The sequence below is a fragment of the Bradyrhizobium sp. UFLA05-109 genome (assembly GCF_054185165.1).
Genome location: NZ_JBBIAR010000033.1, coordinates 25106 through 46871 on the forward strand (window position 1 = coordinate 25106; position 21766 = coordinate 46871).

Sequence of the window (21766 nt, forward strand, 5' to 3'; positions counted from 1 at the left end):
GCCCCAACGAATTCGGCGTCTTGTGGGTTTCCACCAGGTCTGAGACATCCGTGGCCCAACCACTTGTGTTGATCGTGCGCAAAGAGGACCAGCAACGCCTGTTCAGTCGCTTTGCCCAGCTGAGAAGTGATTTATCACCTTTCTCCGCCTGGTGCCATATCACGACGCCGAATCGAATGGATGTAGTCGATGATCTGACTAAAGATGGTAATTTAGGTGACTACGCTGCGGCATGGACGGGGCTCGTTGTGGCCGAAACAATGCTGCTAGCCGAACGGCCTCTCGCGCGAATCCGGATCCCGGCTTGCACGGCGACCCAAACGTTCGCTATCGCGCGCGCCGCCGCACTCTGGTCACCATCCATTTCAGAAGTGACTCAGAAATATGATCAGGCTCAAAACCTCTTCCGCGCGGAGCACAGAAGATCTTCAAGAATTCGGTCCGCGCTAGAACCGATTTGGGACGCATTAGCAACGTTGTCCAGAGTTCGTTTGCCCCCGCGCGATGAACGCCTACTTCCGCTAATCGAAGGCATCCACCTGCTCCACGTGGCGCGAACTCAAAAGGATCCGGATGAGACGGCTTCCTTCCTGAGGTCCTTGCGCAATGTCCTTCCGACAGATCTGGTGAATGAGTTTGAGCATCTATCAACTCTAGCTCCGGAAGAGCGGGTCCGAGCGTTTGATAGAGTTCTCTCCTATGTAGAAAAATCGCAAGAACAGAACGAACGCCAGATCTTTGCTGCATTGGCAGGATACTTGGCAACAATAGCTGCTGGAGGAACGCCTAGTCTTGGGTTACTTACAGCGAGTGCTCAACGCTTTCCAGAAATCACCGCGTGGGCCTATGTTTTGGGGGGAGTGGGTGAGCCAGTCCTGTGGACTGCCAGTTTTGACGGGCTAGGAAGACTGGTAGCCAGGGAGCTTCTTCGTCCTCTCCGCTTTGATGAGCCGCCCACTGCCGATTTCGCATTAGACGAAGCTCTCGTTCTTGCGGATCCTCGATTGGCGGACCCTTTAGTGCACTTGCGCATCAAACAATCAAGAATTGCGACTGTCGCTCTGTACCCCGGTGTAAACGTGTCAGTTCCCATGAGCGATCAGCCCGCATCGAATGCGAAGGAGAACCGTCATGACGACATTCCTTCGAAGTCTGTTACATCCGTTTCGCCTGGTGGGAACCCCTGGGCGTTATTGGCGGAAGGTCTTTGGCCTTATCTAGAGGACAAACTCTCGGGACGTGAGACACTCGACGGAAGCAATAGGGTTCGAACAGGTAGACGCGGCGGGGCAGGTCAATCGAAGCTGCCGCTCAAAAAGCCATAGATGGGCGATGGACCAACAATAAACAATGCTACGGTGCAATCAAGCGAGACCAACTTGCTCGACCCTGATGGTGGTTACGTTCGCCCTGGTCGTCCTCCGCTTGCATATTTGGCGTCGGAGCGTGATTCGGGCTTTGTCACCTGTTGCGCCATCCGGAAGACCGTCCAAGAGCCGAACGTTGAACAACAGACCACTAGGGCCGGGCTTTCGAAGCGTTAAGAGTGGCCTCCGCGACCGTGCTCTTGCGGATACCGGTTTCGAGACGGCCGAACGGCTGTTCGAAGAGCAGGATTTCATTTAGAGCAGGGATTTGCGGCCTGCCCCGTCGACCGCGTCAGCTTTTTCCAAATTCGGCCCCGTCGACTGGTCGAGCGCTGCGTGGAAGCCCATGCTCGGCTCTCCTCCCGGATACAGAAAAGGTCCAGCACGCCCATGGCTGAGCGTCGAAAATCGGCTTGAAATGACCGTGATTGCCCCACGGATGCACAAAGGGCAGGACGGCTGCTCGTTTCAATCGCCGAAAATCAGAAGCGTAGTCTGGCGTAGCTAAAGAAAGGGACGGCGGGTTCGTGCGGTAGGAGTCGCTCGACTTTTCCCCGCCGCCACGTCGAAGCTAGCGAGTCTGCGCTGCGCGTGGCGCCGACCAAAGGTCGACCCACTACGCTCGTGGGCTTTCGCATCCGTTGCCCGTTACATCGTATCCGGAGGGCCCTGTCCGTGAGCCAGAACCGGTCAGGCCGAAGCATCATGTGATTGGAGGCCGAAGGTGACGTTCAACCAGTTTGGGGCTGGGTAACCCCGGTCCATCCGCTGGCGGCGTCTGCTTCGTTCGCAATGGTGGGGTAGAAGTGGTCATCTCCAAGACGCGGTGCTACGCCAAAAGGCCAACTTCTTCCATCAAGTACAATCAAGTGGTGCCGTTCCCAGCGTCCTCGTCGCCATATGCGGCTGGAATGCATGTGATAACGCGGTCCGCGGATCGAAGAGCTTAGTCGCGGACGAAAAAAGGCCGCCCCAGATGTGGGGCGGCCAGTAATGTTCGTCGCGGGAGGAAGAATACGACGAACGAATTCAGCACGTAGCGCTTCAGCGTCAGCGTCACTCGACTTGCGCCGATTGCAGCCGCAGCTCTCTGGCTTCAGAACGCCATGGCAGCACGTCGCCTTCGGTATGCCTCGGCTCAAGATAACGCCCATCCGTTTGCCGCTGCACAATACCCACTTGTTCATATCGATTAATGCAATGGTCCGGAAAGTGGCGACGGATTTCAGCGCGGAATGGGTATTTTGCGGGATTTTCAACCATGTTGACGGCCAACTCTATCGGCGCTTTCAAGGACGCGGGCGGCAATTGGCGGAAGCGGCCCGTGCGGATGTCAACAGCCCCGAGGCGGCCTCACTTGCACGCACAGGCCGCTTGTTGCCGTGTCGCTGCATGCTGACTCCAGTTCTCAGTAGCTTCTCGCTAGCCGGCCGCAGACATCCGGCCGAACTCGGTACTTTGGCTCTCCAACAGCCGCCGATAGATCCCGCCGGGCCGCTTAGTCAGAGCGGCATGCGTACCCTGCTCGGCGATTACGCCACCATCAAACACCAGGATGCGGTCGAGGCTGCGCACCGTCGACAGCCGATGTGCAATCACAATCGAAGTGCGGCCCTTCATCAGCCGCTCCATCGCTTCTTGGATGAGGGCTTCCGATTCCGAGTCGAGGCTTGAGGTTGCCTCGTCCAGAATCAGCACCGGCGCATCCGCTAAGAAGGCGCGCGCCAGCGCGACGCGCTGCCGCTCACCGCCTGAGAGCTTGACACCGCGCTCACCGACCAGCGTACCGTACCCCCTGCGGAGACGCAGAATGAACTCGTGCGCATTGGCCAGCCGTGCCGCCCGCTCGATCGCCCCAATATCGGCTCCGGGCCGGCCATAGGCGATGTTCTCGGCGAGCGAACGGTGGAACAGGATCGGTTCCTGCTGCACGACGGCTATCTGGCTGCGGAGCGATTGCTGCGTGGCAGAAGCGATGTCTTGACCGTCGAGCAGAATGCGGCCACCCGTCACGTCATGGAGCCGTTGCACCAGCTTGACGAAGGTCGTCTTTCCGGAGCCGGAGCGGCCGACCAGACCAACCCGCTCGCCGGCGCTGATTTTGACCGATAGCCCGTCATAGAGCAGCACGCCCTCGCCCCCATACCGGAAGGTGACATCGTCGAATACGATCTCACCCCCGTCGATGGCAATAGGACTTGCATCCGGCGCGTCCGCAATCCCGATCGGCTCATCATGGATCGCAACCAGCTCCTCCATGTCGTCGACTGAACGCTGGAGGTTGTTGATGTATATGCCAACCTCGCGCAGATACGCGTGAATAACGTAGTAGCTAGTCAGCACATAGGTAACGTCGCCCGGCGAGGCGAGCCCCGCCATCCAGAGCAGCACCGCGCCGCCGATCACCGACGCTCGCAGGAACAATAGCAGCGAGTGCTGAGCCATCGCGGCGTAATTGTAGCACAGCCAGGTTCGCCGCAGCCGCGTTCGCCAGCGGTTGAGGATGCGGGCGAACTGAACATCCTCGCGCGCCTCCGCGCCGAACGATTTCACCACCGCATTGCAAGTCAGCGCATCGGCTAGCGTGCCGCCGACTTTGGTGTCCCAGGCGTTGGAGACTCGTGCGGCAGGCGCGATATAGCGGACCGAGAATGTCAGCGTCACCACAACATAGATCGCCGCACCAATCGCGACCACGCCGCCCAGCGCAGACCAATGCAGCCCGAGCAGGATCATCGAACCGACCAGTATCGTCAGGGACGGCAACAGAGACATCAGGATGGTCGTGTTGAGCAGGTCGAGGGCCGACATGCCGCGCGTAATCTTCCGCACGCTCGAACCGGCAAAAGAGTTGGCGTGCCAATCAGTTGAGGACCGCTGGACGCGCATAAACGTATCGCTGGCCACGTCCGCCATCGTCTGAAGCGTGAACGGAGCGATTGTGTGCAGTCCTATGAGGCGCAGGATCATCGAAACGAGGCCGAGCGCGACGATGCCGCCGAAGGCGGTGAGCGCCGCATGCCGCGCCGCCTGGTTGTAAGGGCCTAACGTCAATGCGTCGACTAGATGGCCGGAGTAGACCGGCATGAACAGGTCGGCCACCGTTGACCCGAGGAACCCCACCGGTACAAGGACGGCGCGATAGGGCTGGTTCAGCCAGTGGCGGAAAACGAACGGAAGCACCGCTCGGATCGCGATAGGACGTTTGTCAGCTAGAACGGTCATGCCGCAATCCGGCCGTTGCCAGCGTACAAATCGGCGCGATCTAAACTGAGCTCCGCGTTACACGATTGCGATCGAACACCGGCGCTCTGTCGGCATTCCTTGACTAAGCGAAGCACTCGATGCCAACTCTTCAGGCCGCTCGAACTCCGCTCCATAGCTTCTCGTGGAAGCCTGGCGGTCTTATGTGACGGTCTCCGCTCATACAGTATCAGGCCCTCATCCTGTATCTGGCCCTTTACGAATTCGCTTATGCTAGCATCTTGTCCGAGGAGGATCTCCTTCGAAAGCCTTGCACGACAATGACGCCCGGCTTGCTTTAACCTTCCCTGCATGTGAGCGGTCGGCGCGCATAAAGAGAGCCCATCATGGCGTTCCAGGAAAAGAAAAGATCGCATGTCAGAACTGCAGGCGAGAAGTCAGCGCACCCACAAGGTGCGGCGTGGCCAGATTGATGTGGAATCCCAAAGACAGGCGGGACGCTCATGCAGTGCCAGTGTCCGTCTTCTCAATCAATTCCCAAGGCTGGTAGTTGACTTGGGCGCAAGGCGTAGTCACGCCTATGCGTGGCTAGCCCGTTGGGCAAAGCTGACTGGAAAGATATGAAATTGGGCCTCCGCCGGACATTGCTTGGCGGCGCGGAGATACCGGGCGCCAGCGCCATAGAGATCTACCAGATTGACGACCTGCAGACCAAATCTCCCAAATGGCGATCGAGAGTTTGATTTTTAAGAACCAACTACTCACGACAGCGGGTTGAGCGACCATCAGGTGGGTTTGCTAGTCAGTAGAAGAGGTCTGCCATCACGTGAGCCGTGTAGAACAGCGTGCCGATGCAAATCACCTAAATCAACGCGCGCCAGCCGCCGGGGCAGCCGCCATGGGACTGTGTTCGATCATCAGAGTATTGGATCGGGAGATTGAGACCAAGCCGTCAGGAGCGCATCGTCACGATCGGCGATGTGAATGCGTTCCATCCAAAGAATCGATTTCCCCAACTCGCCTACTGCCGGGTAGGAAAAACGCCAGCCATTGAGCAGCATGGTAGGTTTCCGGGCGAGAAAGCTACGACGAGTATGTCATCATGGACACGGCACCCCGTTTGTAGGCGCGGTTTTCAGTGGCTCTGCACCAACTCTATATTGGTGGCAACGGCGCCTGCGAGCCCGAAATGTGTGCAGGATGATCCTGCCCTTGAGCAACACGGCCCGATCGCGCTGCGCCGGTCCCACCCGCAAGGGCTTTGCGACACGATAAACCAGCGTATGTTGAGGCAGCAACCAAGGAATGAATTGACGTCAGTCAGTCTCCCATCTACAGCCGCGGCCTCGCTCCAGAAATCTATGCCCGTGGCGAGGGTGAAGCCAACGTCTCGTCCATCCCACTTGGACCGACCATGGATTGGATATCGCGGCGGGGCACGCGATCCTTCTCGCTAGCCGGCAGGGCGATCACTTATCACATAGTCGAGCCCTCAGAGACGGCATGAATACCGCAAGGTGGCTGGGTAGCGAGGGGCATTTCGCGAGGATGTTCAAAATGAACGCGCAGGATATGACCGGATTCAAAACACATACGCTGCCCCGGCATTTGCGGCGGCTGGAGGCCGAGTCGATCGAAATCATGCGCGAAGTTGTCGCCGAATTCAAAAAGCCGGTGATGCTCTATTCGATCGGCAAGGATTCCAGCGTCATGCTGCACCTTGCGGTAAAAGCATTCTATCCGGCGAAGCTGCCCTTCCCGCTGATGCATATCGATACGACCTGGAAATTCCGCGAAATGATCAGCTTTCGTGACGAGACAGCCAGGCGCGTCGGGGCCGATCTGATCGTCCACGTTAACAAGGAAGGCATCACCCGCGGTATCAATCCGATCGACTCCGGTTCCACGTTGCATACGCAGATCATGAAGACCGAGGCGCTCAAGCAGGCGCTCGACTTACACGGATTCGACGCGGCTTTCGGCGGCGCGCGGCGGGACGAAGAGAAAAGCCGTGCCAAGGAGCGCATATTTTCATTCCGCTCAGCAGGACATGCATGGGATCCGCGCAACCAGCGGCCTGAACTTTGGAATCTGTTCAACACCCGCATCCGGCAAGGTGAAACGATGAGGGTGTTCGCGATGTCGAATTGGACGGAGCTCGACATCTGGGAATACATCATGTTCGAAAGACTCCACGTCGTCCCCCTCTACCTTGCGAAACCGCGACCTGTGGTACATCGGAACGGCGCTCTGATCATGATGGACGACGAGCGCCTGTCGCTCCAGCCAAACGAAGCCCCCGAGATGCGTACGATCCGCTTCCGTACCCTCGGCTGCTACCCCCTGAGCGGCGCAATCGAGTCGGAGGCCGCGACCATCGAGGACATCGTAGCCGAAATGCGCCTTGCGAAAGTGTCGGAACGCCAGGGGCGTCTGATCGACACGGATGAGGTGGCGTCGATGGAGAAGAAGAAGCGGGAAGGATACTTTTGATGGATACGGACGCTGTGTGCCACCTCAGTGAGGCCGTTCGCAAAGATCAACTGCGGTTCATCACCTGCGGCTCGGTCGACGACGGCAAATCGACGCTGATCGGACGCCTCCTGCATGACAGCAAGATGATCTATGAGGACCAGCTACAGGCGCTCGCGCGCGACAGCGCCAAGCACGGCACGACGGGCGAGGACATTGACCTTGCTCTGCTGGTCGACGGCCTCGAAGCTGAACGCGAGCAAGGGATTACCATTGACGTCGCCTATCGGTTCTTCTCCACGCCGCGCCGATCCTTTGTGGTCGCCGACACGCCGGGCCACGAACAATATACCCGTAATATGGCGACCGGCGCATCCAATGCGCAGCTCGCCATCATTCTGATCGATGCGCGCAAGGGCGTTTTGGTGCAGACCAGACGCCACTCATTCATCTGCGCGCTATTGGGCATCCGGCACGTCCTCGTGGCCGTCAACAAAATCGACCTCGTTGATTACCGGAAGGATGTCTTCGACGGCATCGTGCGCGACTATGTCGCCTTTGCTTCAGCGCTCGGCTTCAAGTCGATCGTACCTTTGCCGATTTCCGCCAGATACGGTGACAATATCACCTACCTATCCGGCAACACCAATTGGTATCACGGCCAGTCGCTGCTGGATTATCTCGAGACCATTGAAATTCAGTCCGAAACGACCGATCTGCCCTTCCGCTTTCCGGTACAGTGGGTGAACCGGCCCGATCTGGATTTCCGAGGATATGCCGGCACGATCGCCTCGGGAGGCATCGCGGTTGGCGATGAGATCGTCGTGGCGGCTTCCGGCCGCAGCTCGCGTGTGAAGCGGATTGTGACCTATGATGGTGATCTTGCGGTTGCAGAAGCTGGCGATGCGGTAACGATCACACTCGAAGATGAGATCGATGTCAGCCGCGGCGATGTCTTGGCAGGTTCCACGCAGCGCCCTGCGGTCGCCGATCAGTTTGCCGCTCATCTCATCTGGATGGATGATGAGCCAATGGTGCCGGGCCGCTCCTATGCATTTCGGATTGGCACCCAATCGATTGCCTCCGGCAACGTCACGCGCATCAAATACAAGATCGACGTCAACACCGGTGAGCCTCCTCTTCCGGCGACCACTCTGGGTCTCAACGAGATCGGCTTCTGTCACGTCGCGACCGCTCTGCCTGTGAGCTTTGATCCCTACCATGAGAATCGGCGCACCGGGTCTTTCATCGTGATCGATCGCTACACCAACCGGACGGTCGGTGCGGGAATGATCGATTTCCCGCTCCGTCGCGCGAGCAACATCGCCTGCCAACCGCTGGCGATCGGCAAGCAGGAGCGTGCCGCACTCAAGCATCAAAAGCCATGCATCATCTGGTTCACCGGGCTTTCCGGCGCCGGCAAGTCGACGATTGCCAATATCGTCGATCAGAAGCTGTACGCGATGTCGCACCACACGATGCTGCTGGACGGCGACAACCTTCGTCACGGCCTCAATTGCGATCTTGGGTTCACCGAACCCGATCGCGTCGAGAACATCCGACGTGCTGGTGAGGTGGCCAAATTGATGCTCGAAAGCGGCTTGATCGTCATCTGCTCGTTCATCTCGCCCCACAAGGCCGACCGAGACATGGTGCGCAAGCTCGTCGGTATCAGCGAATTCCTCGAGGTCTTCGTAGATACGCCAATAGACGAATGCGTCCGGCGCGATCCAAAGGGTCTTTATTCCAAGGCAAGGTCAGGCAAGATCAAGGACTTTACTGGTATCGATGCCCCGTACGAAGCGCCGCAAGCGCCCGAGGTTCATTTGAAGACACTGGACGGGCGACCTGAGCAATTGGCCGATACGGTGCTAAACTGCCTCGTGGCGCGAGGGATCGTCGCTTTGAGATAGCCGAATTGATTGCACAACGCGCCGGCGTAGGAAAGTTTTAAGGACTGGCCGCGCCATACCCTTCAGGATCTGCTGAAGAGCAGAACGAAATTGTTGGCTGGTAGGTTGAATTGCTGTTCGAGCGCCAATCCATGCTTTCTGCCCGCTCTCTGAAGGTCCCGCACGTCTTTGAGGCGCCATTCTGGCACACCGGCCGCCCGGATCTCCCTGTCGAAGGCCCGGTTCGATGGCGCGGTGTATTTCCCGTCAAGTTTGAAGGGACCATAGATGGCGACGAAGCCAGACGGCTTCAGGAGTTTTGCGCCAAGCGCAGCGACGCCATCGGCGATCGAGACGGGTGCAACCTGGAAGATATTGATGGCAAAGATGACGTCGTAAAGCCGCTCATCGGCGCTTGGCCAGGTCGCGGGGACGGTGAGATCAATGAGAATGGGATCAGCAACGTTCTTGTTGCTGGCTCCGGCGCCCTGTCTTTTGATGGAAACAAAGACGTCTCGATCGTCGCCGGAGGGCTGAAACCGAATGTTCAGAAAATGAGGCGCGAAGTCGTTGATATGCAATCCAGCACCTGTCGCCAGCGCAAGCACGTCACCTTTCGTCGGAAAGATGCCTTCGAACGTCTTTAGGATCGGATGCTTGTCGCGATTGCCCGCCCAGGCGACATAAGGGCTGAGCGGATGCGGATCGATATCGGGTCTTGGGCCGGACATTCGGGTATTCCACTGCAGCAAGAGGTCTTCGGTAGCGGCGCGATAAAAATCGATCAGGTTAGCCAGGAGGCCTGCGCCCAGTCTCGGCGCGGTCGACACGGCGAAGTCGGTCGCTCGCCCGACGGCAAACTCACCTTTCCACTTTGCGGCCCCAAATCGTCGCGGATCCGGCAATGAAGGGAAGGTAATCATCTGAGCGAAGCGCTTGACCCGGACGCGTGATCGGCTTGACCAAGTTCGTGTCATTTTCGTTCGCGCCGTTGACATGATCGTGAAAGGCAACGGTCACGGCAGCGGAGAAGCTCGGTGAGGCGTTCAGGACGCTTTTCGCAAGGTCGAACGTAGAATGTCTTGGGCTACATGGTTCACACGAAATGGATTTCTCTCTCCGAGCTTGCCTGGAAAACGACTTCGCTACGAAAGAGACCAGCGCGCGCCCATGATTTCAAAGTTACCCAAGTTGCGGGCTCCCGAACATCTGATCCGGTCCCTTGATTGGAAGAGTGGTGGCATGACGACTTCAAACGAGCGGCACGTGATCATCGTCGGCGGGGGCGCCAGCGGCGTCCTGCTGACCTATCAATTGCTGCAGCGACCGACCAGCGGTCTGCGCGTCACGCTGATCGAGCAGCGTCCCGATATCGGACGCGGTATTGCCTATCACACGGGCAATCCCGATCACCTGCTCAACGTACGCGCGTCGAATATGAGCGCGCTGCCCGACCAACCAGATCACTTCTGGCGCTGGCTGAACTCGCATAACGCGGACACGTCGCTGTGCCCCGATCCCTATTGTTTCGTGCCACGACGCATCTATGGCGACTATATGGCGAGTTTACTCGATCAGCAGACGTCTCGTCCGATGGACGCGCGGCGTCTGTCGATCCTGCACGCGACTTGCGTCGATATCGACGAGAGCCCGACCGGCATATGGGTCAAGCTGGATGATGGCCGCTTCCTCATGGCCGACACCGTCATTCTCGCAACCGGACATGATCCGAGAGCTAACCCGCCAGCCCATGCGAACCCCTGGGCACCACCGTCGGCCGCTCACATCGACACCGATGCAACCGTACTGATCCTGGGCACGGGGCTTACCATGGTCGATTACGTCCTGTCGTTGCTGCGCGACGGCCATCGCGGGCCGATCATCGCGATGTCACGGCGCGGTCTGCTCGCAAAACCTCACCGCCACATCGATGCTTTGCGAATTGAGGAGGCGGACGTTCCTTTTGGCGCCAGCATTAATCACCTGCTGCGCTGGCTTCGCGACCACATAGAGCGGAATGCGGCCCAAGGCGGCGACTGGCGCAGCGTCATCGACGGCCTTCGACCCTATACCCAGCGGCTGTGGCATGACCTTCCGCAAGTCTCGAAACGCCGCTTTCTGGAACACGCGCGCGCTTGGTGGGACGTGCATCGGCATCGGATGGCCCCGGAAGTCGAAGCACGCGTTACCGAGGCGCTTGAACGAGGTCAGCTTGCCCTCATGGCAGCAAAGGTGATCAGCATCGAGCCCAGCAATACCGGCGCGAGAGTCAAGTACCGCCGGCGGGGCAACGCCACCTCCCTTGACCTCCAGGTTGGCGCGGTCGTCGATTGCACCGGCATCGTCAAAGATCCCCGCGCTACGCTCAATCCGGCAGTACGCAGCTTGTTTGACCGTGGTCTTTGTCGTGTCGATCCGCTCTGCATTGGCATCGAGACCGACCGAAATTGTGCGGTCATCAGCCGCACTGGCGCGGCTTCGCGCCACCTCTTCGCGGTGGGTCCGCTCACGCGCGCGGCTTTTTGGGAGATCAACGCGATACCCGACATTCGCAACCAATGTGCGGCACTGGCAGCCCTCCTAGTCCATACCGCCGGCGAGCATCAAACGCATCATGAAAGCGCCTGACCGGTCTTAAGCGCGGAATAAAGACGGGCAGCTTCCGTACCGATCACAAAGCGGAAACTATTGCTTCGAACCTGATCGGGAGCCTCGAGCACGAGTTGCCCGAGAGCTGCCCGTTTACTCAGGTGTTGCCTGAACTGCTCTGCTTGAACGGCTGTCTACACAACGGGGCACCCGGTTCTCCCGAATCTGCCAAGATGTTCAAGTCCGTCAGGAACAGCCGTAATGTTGCCGAACACAAGCATTGTATGGAGGCGCCTTCAAAGATTCGGCGGACACAGAGATTCGTAACCGTGGCACGAATTTTCCTGCAGGCAGCACGCCGTTGCAATGATGTGACCACCCTTGACCCCACTCTTGACCGCCATAGCAAAGTTCAATGATGAGATGCCCCCTCTTCTTGGCCTACCTGATCCTTCTCGTCCTGCCTCGGATTGCCCATGCGGCCAAGTCTACCGAAGAGCAGATGTTGACGCTTTCTCCCGAAACGCGACTTGAGCAGCGCTGTGATGCACGCGCGATGGGAGCGATCGGCCGCGAGCATCAGGGCTTTCGGCCGGATGAATTCGTCGCCTATGCGTTCGCGGATCCGATCATTAGCGGGCATGCCATAGCCGCCAACGGCGCCGCGTTGCGAAGCCGCGGCATGTGGTACCACGTTGCGTATCGTTGCGAAACGAGCGACGACGGCCTCACAATTCGATCATTCAGCTATACCCTCGGATCGCCAGTGCCTAGGCCCGAGTGGGATCATCACTATTTGGTACCTTAAGACCACAAAATCATAGGGCGCGAGCCCACCAAGAGAGAACGCGGCGAAACTAAAAGCGCCAGAAGGGCAGCAGCTTACGTTGTTTCAGCCCGTCAGTGAGCAGCCCTACAGCGCTGGAATGGATCATTCCAGCCTCACAAGCTCACTTTGTCGAGACAAGAGACCTAATCCTGGTCAGTCAGCCGCTTCTCATAGAAGATCACCGCATATCCGTGCAGAATCCCCTCCCTGCGCCGAACATAGCCAGCGGTCTCATAAAGTTTTTGCGCCCCGACTTGGATCGTCGTCGTATCGAGCACTACCCGTTTGAACCCGAGAGCTGTGGCTCTCGATTCCAATTCATGAAGGAGGCTCCTTCCAAGCCCTCGTCTTCGAAGGGCCGGATCGACGCGCATACGCTTCAGCTCTACCACATCGGAATCGACAGGCTTCAATCCCCCCATGGCGACGAGCTGGGAACCAATATGGGCAGTCAAGAAGTCGCCGCCCGACCTGATGTACACTTCGCTTATATTGCGTAAATCATCCTCCCACGCCCCTTCCGGGCCGCGCGCACCACCATCCTCCGATGCGGCTCTATGCAAATGCCAGACATCATCGGCATCCCCTGGCTCGAACCGACGAAAGATCACCTCGCCCTGAGACATCGACATCCGCTGCCGAATGGCGTCGGAGACTAGCGCCTCTCCCATCATTGGCTTTTTGCCCACGCAGATAGCGCCCTCAAGTTGACTGACGCGCCGTCGTCAACAGTCGCTGCAAAAGGACTGCGTCAATGCTTTCGGATGCCTCAACTCCGACGACTGGTCGGCCGGGCTCGACCGTATATTTGAGAGCTGTCGTATGGTGCATCAGGGTAAACCGATCCAGCGCACGAACACAGGAGGCGCGCAGCTTTTGGATATCACCGTTGCCCTGTTCTATGACAGGCGAAATGGTCGCAGATCTAGGAAACTCCTCTTTTCCTTCTAGCCACGCAGGCTTGAGCAACGCGCTGGCCTTGTCTGGCACCAACCAGCGGAATACTTCATGAATGTACGCTTGCGGATAGTACAGGGACAGCCGATAGACATCCCTGTAGAATTGCGGCTTCTGAAGGAAAAGCTCTTCGCCGATCAGCAGCACTGAGACAGCCACAATGCGGGCCGAAAATCTGCCGCTTGGGCCGAGCGTATCTTTGTAAGGATTTTTTCCGTAAAAGACCCGGAATTGGCCAAACAGATCCGGCGACATTTGTTCATAAAAGCGCACTAAGATTTGATTCGCTGCCTCAAGTCGATCCACGCACAGCGCAAGACATTGACGCGCATCCGCGTCAGCCACATCGCGCAACTTAAGGAGTGCGTCGATCGCCGACTGCAATTCGCTTTCGATGAGTTGATGGCCTAAGCAGAAGTCTCGTTCCTCGACCCCGGCTGCTCCAAGGCAGTATACCCGCGGATCGTTCTGGACCGGATTCGTCAATATCATATCATCATAGGAGAGGACCTCAATGCCAGGCTGCCGCTCGCGGGTTAAGCGGGCAAGTTGGCTTAGCGGTTCCCCAATCGTCAATTCGGCGTCCGCACGATGGAGGCCCGCCATCGCAGACACGTGATAAGCACAATTGGTGAGATATTGGATGTCTGTCTTGGCGACCTCGAAATCGGACTGAGGTAGCCGGCGCAACAGCGTATCGTAGTCCGAGGCCGCCATGATCGCGCCGACACTGCGACCGAGGGCCCTAACCGCTTCATCCGGCCGCTCACTGCATTTGATCTCTACAATACTGTGTGGCAGCTCATCGACGACAAAATTGCTCAATCGCCCCATCGGTCGCTGCTGGTGGCCGCGATCGATGCTATCGGTCTCATGAGAAAACATGTCTTGCGCGCCGGTGCGTGGCAGTTCTTGGGCGGAAGAGGAAATAGGGGTGGCCACAGCGCACACTCACCGGCCTTGGTTAAAAACAGCTTGCATCTCGGCGGTCGCCCCATATCGGGCGGCCGGTGAATAGTCGTGCTTCTCGATAAGATCACTTCGTTTGTCTAAGATCCTGCTGTCGGTGCGCGCGGCTCGCTCGAGCACATTGTTGGAGAAAAACTGCAGCGATACCGCGCCCGAATTGATGATCCCGGCGGTGGTTAACGTCAGCACGCCTTCGTTAGAAATGCTGATGAGCCCCGCCTCATTTAGTTTTTTGAGCTCGCGGCGGAAGTATTGTTCCATGGACACGCCAAACTCCTTCTCGAAACGAAAGAGCGACACGCCGCTACTTCGCAACGCCAGCATCACCGTTCTGCGGATCAGGTCGTCTTGCGACAGGACGATACCTTTCCACACCGGCTTCTCGCCACGCTCGACCCTCTGCAAGTAGCGAGCTAAATCTGCCTCATTATAGAACTGGCACTGACTCATGTAGCCAAATCCGCCAACCCCAAACGGGACCAGATTGTTGTCGTTCCAGGAATCGTATTTGCGGCTCTGCTGAACGGAGTGCGGCTGCGACTTCTTGGTCCAGTAGAAGATCGGGCCATGGCGATAGCCAAGTCTCGTGAGGATGTGCTCCGCCATGAAATGCATGATGATGCGCTCCTTCGCCCCAGCGAACTGGTATCGCCCTCTGCTCAAATGGCGAGCTATGGGGTCCGTCGATTTGAACAACAATGGGAATATGTTGAACTTCTCCGCGCCCATGTCCAATAGTCCGATGAGCGAGTCATACCAACTGCGGAGCGTTTGCTGCGGCAGGCCATAGATGAGGTCCAGGGATAGATTCTGAACGCCCATCTTATTCAGCAACTGTACGAGCTCTCTCACCTCGTCCACACCGTGGCCGCGGTTCAAAATCCGCAAGATGTTTTGATCAAGGCTTTGAACACCCAGCACGAAGCGGTTTACGCCCCCTTGGAGCAGAGTGGATATGCGATCTGCGGCGTCCAGCTGCTTTGCAAGAGAGGGATGCAATTCGAAGCTGACTTCGGACTTCGATAGGTCAAAGCGCTGCTTGATCATGTCAAACAGCGTTTTGAGTTGCTCGTTGGTCAGCATTGATGGGGTGCCGCCGCCAAAGAAAGCTGTTTCGATAGACCGGCCGGCAAGCGCCGCGTCCGACCAACTCATTTCCTTATCCAGAGCCGCCAGGTAACGTTCCACTCGCCCGGGACGTGGATTGATCTCCTTGGCGAAGTGACAAAAGGTGCAATACTGATTGCAGAAGGGGATGTGAAAATAGAGATCGATTGACGAGGTAATCTCGCCCAATAACCTCTCGGCATTCAGCTCACCCATTGCTTTGAGAGGTGGATATGTGCCGACAAGGTAATCGTTATAGGTGTCAAGGTGTAGTTTTCGCGCCCTCAGCATGTCGAGGTTGATGTCGTACGAGCGGTCGATCGCAAACTCCATGGTTCGCAGCGGACCTCCGGCGGGGCCGCGCTTAACAGTGCAGCGTCCATCGCATTGACTTAAACATTGGACACACTCATTTGACATCCTGGACAGTGAGAGCACACGCGTTGCTCATCCTTCTCCGTGTCAGCAATTGGCGTGCCATCAAAAACGTCCTACGAAGCTTGCTTGAAGTAGAACAAAACCTATCTCCTTCGAACCGCATCGCCACAGACTTTCCCCTAGCGTTTGGTTCTGGACATAAGCGTCTAAAGCCGAACACACTTGAAACGCGACAGCACGGAAATATCGGTGATGACGGTCCCCCTCAACGCGGTCTCGGACGCTTGCTCGAGAATTGTCCAGAACAGCGAAATTGCGACCTGAAATAATCTTCTCTTGTAGGTGATCTTCTTCCGCTTCTGGTCGATGATCTTCATTCGCTCCGTCCTATCGCAAGGGCAAAGAAGGAGACGACGTTATGCTCCATCAGTCATCGGCTGATTCGGTACCGCGAGAAGCCGCCCGTTGGCGCCCGCCTGGCGCTAGTGGGCCTGGCAACCGGGTTCGCGCGCGGCGTATAATCACATTCACCCGCTCCGCGAGCGGTCACGCTCATAACGAGACGTCACAAAGACAAATTGCAGAGGGTTTGTTAGAGTAACTGTGCTTGATGAGCGTGAACTCGTCTTTTGCAGAGAGCACCGGTCCCAAATTGTCCGCTTTCGCCCGTGGATGCGTCCGAGCCGTCCCGCAAACATGGATCGGGCCACGACCACAGTTCTTTCGATAAACCGCCGGGACCTCGCCGAGGCTGTGCCGATTGGTTGGACTGACGCCCCCGCAATGATAGATTCGTGATTGGATCATGCGACGGCTAGTCGCACCACCATTGCAGCAAAAGATCAAAGTTTCGACGAAGCACCTCATCATGCGAGCGAGTTATGCAATTGCGGCGTGCTGATAGTCTTTGCATGACATCTCGCTACCAGCAAAGGTCGCCCTCGTTCTGCACCAGGCTTAAGTCTCAATCCAGAAAACGCGATCGCCCACGCCGGGGTCTTTCATCGTTGTCGAGCGCCCGACCCACGGCGAAGCCGTCAGGCTTGATGGATCGAGCGCACTTTCGATTTCTGCTTTGTTTCGAGAGATCTTGAATCGTACGTTGCGTCATATTGTACGGCATATATCACGCGAATTTGTCCACGCTAAACCCGTGACGATTCTCAGACTTGGCGAGATTTCAGTTTGCCATCAGTGCGCGGGGACCCGCGGCGACAACCTCGATCCGACTGCAAATAGCCCCGCTGTGTCGCGCTTATGCCCCATTCGAAGATGCACGATTGAATGCATCAGGCCCGTCAAGTGACGGTCCCTTCGTTGCGCTTCTTTAGCCAGACTGCTGAGAGGGCCACAAAGTGAACAACTCATATTCCGCAAACCCCGACGGCAGGGTCTTGGAAGTCACGACAACCGTTGGCTGCTTCGTCGAGTGTTCTTATTGTCCGCAGGACAAGTTCGCCATCCGGCAAAGAGCCGTATCCGATGCAAAGCGTCTTCGTCTCGAGGACTTCAAAAGATGCCTGGCGCGCGTACCAGCAGCTGTCGATATCAGCTTTTCCGGTTACTCCGAGCCGTGGCTCAATCGGGATTGCACCGAAATGGTTGAGCATGCTTACGAAACTGGCCATGGCATCCGAATTTCCACGACGCTAGTAGGAATGAACGGACGGGATCTACGACGCTTGCAAGCGCTGCACTACCGGGTTTTCCTCGTGCATGTCTTCGATGACGGCACGTATATGAATAGCCGCCTCGTCACGGACAAGTATATCGATTTGATCCGCCAACTGGTCGACGCAGACATTCCATCGATTTTATTCACAGTCACGGGCGAGGTTCATCCGGAACTTGATAAGATAATCCCCGATAAAGCGCTCATTCGCTCTCGTCCGCCAGGCGGCAGCGCGGGATGCGCCGATCCTCGAATCGTTGAGCAACGACAGCCAATCGTCGGAGCACTGAGATGTGCTGACGAACGACACTACCGTAATCTTCTTCTCCCAAACGGCGACGTTACGCTCTGCTGCATGGATTTTGAGCGACGCCACGTCTTAGGCAATCTTCTGCGGGACGAATATGAAGATCTTTTCGAAGGGCCGGCCTTTTGCGAAGTTGTCGATCGCATGAACGGAAAGAGCGGATTTCTCCTTTGCCGGACGTGTGAATCTGCTGGATCAACAGCGTCGGGCTGCTGATTTGTAGCGTACCGTACAAGCAGATCAGATAGTAACCGCACCCCGCTTCCTTGAGCGCATCGAGACCGACAGGCGTAACGGCCGGAGCCAAGGTCATCGAAACCGATCCCGGCCAGGCCAACACCGATCCATAGTAGCGCGCTTAGACGTGAAGACGCCGATGCAATGCACGCAAATTGGATGGATATTGGCTTAGTTGGACCTCAGGCTGCGGGATGTAGCTGACGATCCTGCTGCCGCTACATCAAATCGGCGGAACACGGATGCCGATATCTGATGCCCGCTTAGCCACCACGTCCGGGCTAGCAGACGTTTCCTTCCTGGAGCCAAACATGCTTCGGAAAGCCGCCCATCCATCGCCGGGAGATCCTCCCGGCCCTGATGGCAGCCCCGTATAGCATCTCCCGCCTGCTGTAGGGTGAAGTCGCGCGGACAAGGCGTTTCGGCCCACGACAAGCGCGACAAGCTTGAGCGGCTTAGCGCCCGATCCGCGTCTGTCCTTCGCAACAATTCGGTGCTAGTGGTTGTCCATATAGTTAGGAAATTCATTGAAAGCACTTTTGCATGCCATGGCGAGGAATGGAGCCAGACGATCTTCCTAAGGTTAAGGCCATCGCAGATCGCGTCCACCTCAACTACCCTGAGGATGAGGCGGTCTTCTCGGAACGGCTGGAGCTATACCCTGACGGATGTTTCATGCTTGAGCGCGCGCGGGATGGCCTGGCCGGCTACGTCGTCAGCCACCCCTGGCACTTCAAGAAGCCGATCGCTCTGAATGTGCTGTTGGGCGCCGTCCCCGAGCCTGCGTCAACCTACTATATTCATGACATCGCGTTGCTAGCCGGGGCCCGCAGTCATGGTGCGGCTTCCGAGGTCGTGCTCAAACTGATCAGACGCGCGAAAAAGGCCCGGTTTCGCAACCTCTCGCTGGTGGCTGTCAACAATTCAAGCAAGTTCTGGGAGAGGCAGGGTTTCCGAACGCTGGATGATCAAGATCTGAACCACAAACTCACAAGCTATGATGGTCGGGCAAAGTATATGGTTCTTGAACTGGAATGACATTTCCGGGAAGCCGTTATCCCAGCACCAAAAGAGCGTTGCCGTCAGCCGAGGTGCGACTTTGACTAACGTGGCTTCGCAAGCTCGCCCTTTTTTCGCATTTTATCGATCTCCTTCGTGGGTGGCTTCTCGCTTTTTCGGAACATTAATGGCGCCGGCGTCCAGCACGTCCTGATATGTGAAGCCTAGAAATTTCCGATCGTCTCCAGACTGGCTCGACAATTCTTTCCAACATGTCGATGGTCCCGCCCTCCGTCAGCGGGAAGCAGAGGTAGGTGTGCCGCAACCTGCAGGCCGGGCTAAGCGCCCTTCACTCCTTCACGGCCAAACTTAAGCTCACCTTCTCGAAGAGTGCGGCTGAACATCGCATGGTGCGATCCTTAAGATGATATGCCAGTGCCCCTCGGCGCTCGTTGCGATTCAGCGGCCGTTTGAGGGCGGGCGCGGCATTCGTGCTCTTGCACAGGACCATAGCCGCGCTTTTTCGCGCAAGTCGATTTCGAGAATTGTTTCATGTGCACCTCCATCAGGACCACTATGACGTCATAATAACCCGGACGAAGAACCTCATCTGACCGCTACGCCCGGTCTCCCTCAGAAGAGCACGAGTTGCGTCACTAATGACTCCAGTAGCGCGGCTTATCGTTGAATGGCTTCTACGCGCCCCTCCCCGCGCGCATCGCCTGCGAATGAAGCTCCTGTGGACCCGCTCGAGCTCAAAAGGTGACGCTCGCCTTAATTTTCGAGTCCACGGGTCGCAAGAATCGTCCGTATGATCATGGCACGCCCGCCATCGCGTTACTCTCATCGACAATGGCCCTTCACGCGTCAACACAGGGGCGCGCTTTACCTCTGGAACGCCGCCGCGAGCGCCTAACAGGCGCGCCAATAGCTAAGCGGTATTCAGGGGGGCGGATATATTTCAGCGCCACTCGTAGCCTGAGCTCCATCCGTACACACCGCCAGGTGTTTAAGGGAGCGCCGGTCTTCTTATGTCTCGGTATTCAAATACTCGCTGCTTCAGCGGATCTTCATCGTTTTCATGCGGCAAAGCACTTGAATCGTACGGAGCGTCACATTGTACGAGTTTCAAGTGGGTCGCGACGGTCTGATCAGCCGCACGTTCAATATTGGCAGTGGCAGATCTCATAGCCGTCTTGACTTGCCCATTAATGGACAGCTCGCCATGACGCATGGCCGATGTCCCTTGCCACAGGTAGGACAATGACGTCCAACGCCGTTGACGTATGTGTAGTCGGCAGTGGTGCCAGTGGCTCGATCGTCGCTCACGAGATCGCCAGAAACGGATTCCGGGTACACGTCCTCGAAGCAGGCTTGAAGCTTCCTGCCGACGCCTCACTGTCGACGGTCAAAAACGGTATCGACGACGCTGCCCTGGTGCGCTCTTCGGCCGGTACATTGAAGCCGCTCGGCCGTCCCTGGACCGTGTCGGCGCTCGGCGGCGGAATGACGTTGTACGCCGGGATCGCCTTCCGATATCGCAAGGTCGATTTTGACGCGCGAGCGCATGTCGCGCCCGACGCGCTCAACCCGGTCTGGCCTATCGATTACGGCGAACTACGCCCCTACTACGAGGAGCTCGAGCAGCGGATCGGGGTCGCTCGGCTAGCTGGCGCGGATCCATTCGAACCGCCCAGTGATCCCGCTGTACTGCCACCGCACAGATATAGCTTGCAGGGCAGATTGATCGCCACTGCGGGCGGGCGCCTAGGCCGGCAGCCGTTCCCGACCCCGCTGGCGGTCAACTCGGTCCCCTACCGCGGCCGGCCGGCGTGTGACCGGTGCGGCCCGTGCAACGAACACCCCTGTGCAAGCGGCGCGCGTGCCGATGCGCACTCACCATTCACCGACGTTTGCCTGCCACCCGGCGCCCTGTCGGTCAGCTCCGGCAGCAAAGCTGTGCATATCGAACTTGGCAGCGTCAGCCGCGCCGATACGGTCGAATGGTTGGACACCGTCACCCGGCAACGCGCTCGGGTGCATGCCCGCTGCATGGTGCTCGCTGGCAACGCGATTCAATCCGCCGCCTTGCTGCTGCGGTCCACGCAGCGAGCGGCACCCAACGGCATCGGCAACGCCACGGGCATGGTCGGCAGGGGCATCTGTTTCAAGATCAGTGGCTACGTCTCTGGGACCATCACAATGAATAGGCTGCCCCTGCATTCGTCCGGTGGGCCGTTCTCCACTGTTGCGATGACGGATCACTATCTCGACAGTGATGCGCCCTCTGGCCTCGGCGGGCTTATTTACGAAGCAAGTCCCGCAGATCGGGCAGTCCGCGAGGGACAGGTACCGCTGAGAGTGCATTTCCTGGCGGCCGATCAACCCATGCGCAGCAACGCCGTTCGACTGGCCAACAGTCGCGATCCGCTCGGTCTGCCCAACATCATTCTTGAATACTGCACCCATCCGCTGGACAGGCGCCGTCTCGGCTATTTGTCCCGACGCGCATCGGACTTGCTGACCGCGGCAGGCGTGAAAGAGATCGATTACAAGGATTCCAACTATCAGTTCGGTAGCAGTCATCTGCATGGCGGCTGTCGAGCGGGGGTTGATCCAAAGGAATCCGTGGTCGACCGCTGGGGTCGCGTGCACGATATCGACAATCTCTATGTCGCGGACGGCGGGTTCTTCCCGTATCCCGGCGGCGTCAACCCGACCTTCACCATTCAGGCGAACGCGCTGCGGATCGCTCGGAGAATCCTCACGCAGCTGGCCTGACAGCCG

16 protein-coding genes are annotated in these 21766 nt (G+C 57.8%); 8 read left to right on the forward strand and 8 right to left on the reverse strand.

The features are described from left to right. Window positions 1-50 precede the first annotated feature (50 nt). Window positions 51-1325: a hypothetical protein gene (locus Q3C01_RS23770; protein ID WP_458147727.1), complete on the forward strand. Its 1275-nt coding sequence runs from the start codon at window positions 51-53 to the stop codon at window positions 1323-1325. Window positions 1326-2423: 1098 nt separating this feature from the next. On the opposite strand, the gene Q3C01_RS23775 is transcribed toward Q3C01_RS23770, so the two are convergent. The 3 genes from Q3C01_RS23775 to Q3C01_RS23785 form a co-directional block, all read right to left on the reverse strand. Then, window positions 2424-2642 carry a hypothetical protein gene (locus Q3C01_RS23775; protein ID WP_458147728.1) on the reverse strand — a complete coding sequence of 73 codons (219 nt, stop codon included), beginning with the start codon at window positions 2640-2642 and terminating at the stop codon, window positions 2424-2426. Window positions 2643-2789: 147 nt separating this feature from the next. Continuing rightward, the gene (locus Q3C01_RS23780; RefSeq protein ID WP_458147729.1) at window positions 2790-4592 is read right to left on the reverse strand and encodes an ABC transporter ATP-binding protein; all 1803 of its coding nucleotides are present in this window, start codon (window positions 4590-4592) and stop codon (window positions 2790-2792) included. 896 nt (window positions 4593-5488) lie between these two features. Continuing rightward, the gene (locus Q3C01_RS23785; protein WP_458147730.1) at window positions 5489-5632 is read right to left on the reverse strand and encodes a hypothetical protein; all 144 of its coding nucleotides are present in this window, start codon (window positions 5630-5632) and stop codon (window positions 5489-5491) included. A 496-nt stretch (window positions 5633-6128) separates the two neighbouring features. On the opposite strand from Q3C01_RS23785, the gene cysD reads away from it, so the two are divergent. Then, window positions 6129-7064, forward strand: coding sequence for a sulfate adenylyltransferase subunit CysD (gene cysD, locus Q3C01_RS23790; RefSeq protein ID WP_458147731.1), 936 nt, complete (start codon window positions 6129-6131; stop codon window positions 7062-7064). Continuing rightward, a complete protein-coding gene (cysN, locus tag Q3C01_RS23795; protein WP_458147732.1) occupies window positions 7064-8956 on the forward strand; it encodes a sulfate adenylyltransferase subunit CysN in 1893 nt (630 codons plus the stop codon). The genes cysD and cysN overlap by 1 nt, the downstream gene beginning before the upstream one ends. Before the next feature lie 62 nt (window positions 8957-9018). Here cysN and Q3C01_RS23800 read toward each other — a convergent pair whose 3' ends face one another. Continuing rightward, a complete protein-coding gene (locus tag Q3C01_RS23800) occupies window positions 9019-9858 on the reverse strand; it encodes a DUF938 domain-containing protein (RefSeq protein WP_458147733.1) in 840 nt (279 codons plus the stop codon). Between the two features lie 319 nt (window positions 9859-10177). On the opposite strand from Q3C01_RS23800, the gene Q3C01_RS23805 reads away from it, so the two are divergent. After that, on the forward strand, window positions 10178-11563 hold the full coding sequence (locus Q3C01_RS23805) for an FAD/NAD(P)-binding protein (RefSeq protein ID WP_458147788.1): 1386 nt from the start codon (window positions 10178-10180) through the stop codon (window positions 11561-11563). A gap of 397 nt (window positions 11564-11960) precedes the next feature. Beyond that, complete coding sequence (locus Q3C01_RS23810) at window positions 11961-12332, forward strand: DUF930 domain-containing protein (RefSeq protein ID WP_458147734.1); 372 nt, start codon at window positions 11961-11963, stop codon at window positions 12330-12332. A gap of 164 nt (window positions 12333-12496) precedes the next feature. Here the strand turns inward: Q3C01_RS23810 and Q3C01_RS23815 are convergent, their stop codons facing one another. The 4 genes from Q3C01_RS23815 to Q3C01_RS23830 all read right to left on the reverse strand — a co-directional run bounded on the left by Q3C01_RS23815 (window position 12497) and on the right by Q3C01_RS23830 (window position 16141). Continuing rightward, on the reverse strand, window positions 12497-13042 hold the full coding sequence (locus Q3C01_RS23815) for a GNAT family N-acetyltransferase (protein ID WP_458147735.1): 546 nt from the start codon (window positions 13040-13042) through the stop codon (window positions 12497-12499). A gap of 13 nt (window positions 13043-13055) precedes the next feature. Continuing rightward, window positions 13056-14252, reverse strand: coding sequence for a hypothetical protein (locus Q3C01_RS23820; RefSeq protein ID WP_458147736.1), 1197 nt, complete (start codon window positions 14250-14252; stop codon window positions 13056-13058). Between the two features lie 9 nt (window positions 14253-14261). Next, window positions 14262-15719 carry a coproporphyrinogen-III oxidase family protein gene (locus Q3C01_RS23825; RefSeq protein ID WP_458147737.1) on the reverse strand — a complete coding sequence of 486 codons (1458 nt, stop codon included), beginning with the start codon at window positions 15717-15719 and terminating at the stop codon, window positions 14262-14264. Window positions 15720-15970: 251 nt separating this feature from the next. Then, window positions 15971-16141, reverse strand: coding sequence for a hypothetical protein (locus tag Q3C01_RS23830; RefSeq protein WP_458147738.1), 171 nt, complete (start codon window positions 16139-16141; stop codon window positions 15971-15973). 978 nt (window positions 16142-17119) lie between these two features. Between Q3C01_RS23830 and Q3C01_RS23835 the strand changes: the two genes are divergently transcribed. The 3 genes from Q3C01_RS23835 to Q3C01_RS23845 all read left to right on the forward strand — a co-directional run bounded on the left by Q3C01_RS23835 (window position 17120) and on the right by Q3C01_RS23845 (window position 21760). Further along, window positions 17120-17959, forward strand: a complete 840-nt coding sequence (locus Q3C01_RS23835) for a radical SAM/SPASM domain-containing protein (protein ID WP_458147739.1) — start codon at window positions 17120-17122, stop codon at window positions 17957-17959. Window positions 17960-18538: 579 nt separating this feature from the next. Next, a complete protein-coding gene (locus Q3C01_RS23840) occupies window positions 18539-19018 on the forward strand; it encodes a GNAT family N-acetyltransferase (protein WP_458147740.1) in 480 nt (159 codons plus the stop codon). Between the two features lie 1224 nt (window positions 19019-20242). Continuing rightward, entirely contained in the window at window positions 20243-21760 is a 1518-nt protein-coding gene (locus Q3C01_RS23845) for a GMC oxidoreductase (protein ID WP_458147741.1), read from the forward strand. The last annotated feature ends 6 nt before the right edge of the window (window positions 21761-21766 follow it).

Bases quoted from the DNA above. Each gene is read 5' to 3' on its own strand.
- Q3C01_RS23845 (WP_458147741.1), top strand. From the start codon at position 20,243: ATGACGTCCAACGCCGTTGACGTATGTGTAGTCGGCAGTGGTGCCAGT.
- Q3C01_RS23785 (WP_458147730.1), bottom strand. From the start codon at position 5,632: ATGCTGCTCAATGGCTGGCGTTTTTCCTACCCGGCAGTAGGCGAGTTG.
- Q3C01_RS23830 (WP_458147738.1), bottom strand. From the start codon at position 16,141: ATGAAGATCATCGACCAGAAGCGGAAGAAGATCACCTACAAGAGAAGA.
- Q3C01_RS23800 (WP_458147733.1), bottom strand. From the start codon at position 9,858: ATGATTACCTTCCCTTCATTGCCGGATCCGCGACGATTTGGGGCCGCA.
- Q3C01_RS23780 (WP_458147729.1), bottom strand. From the start codon at position 4,592: ATGACCGTTCTAGCTGACAAACGTCCTATCGCGATCCGAGCGGTGCTT.
- Q3C01_RS23825 (WP_458147737.1), bottom strand. From the start codon at position 15,719: ATGGAGTTTGCGATCGACCGCTCGTACGACATCAACCTCGACATGCTG.
- Q3C01_RS23805 (WP_458147788.1), top strand. From the start codon at position 10,178: ATGACGACTTCAAACGAGCGGCACGTGATCATCGTCGGCGGGGGCGCC.
- Q3C01_RS23840 (WP_458147740.1), top strand. From the start codon at position 18,539: ATGGAGCCAGACGATCTTCCTAAGGTTAAGGCCATCGCAGATCGCGTC.
- cysN (WP_458147732.1), top strand. From the start codon at position 7,064: ATGGATACGGACGCTGTGTGCCACCTCAGTGAGGCCGTTCGCAAAGAT.
- cysD (WP_458147731.1), top strand. From the start codon at position 6,129: ATGAACGCGCAGGATATGACCGGATTCAAAACACATACGCTGCCCCGG.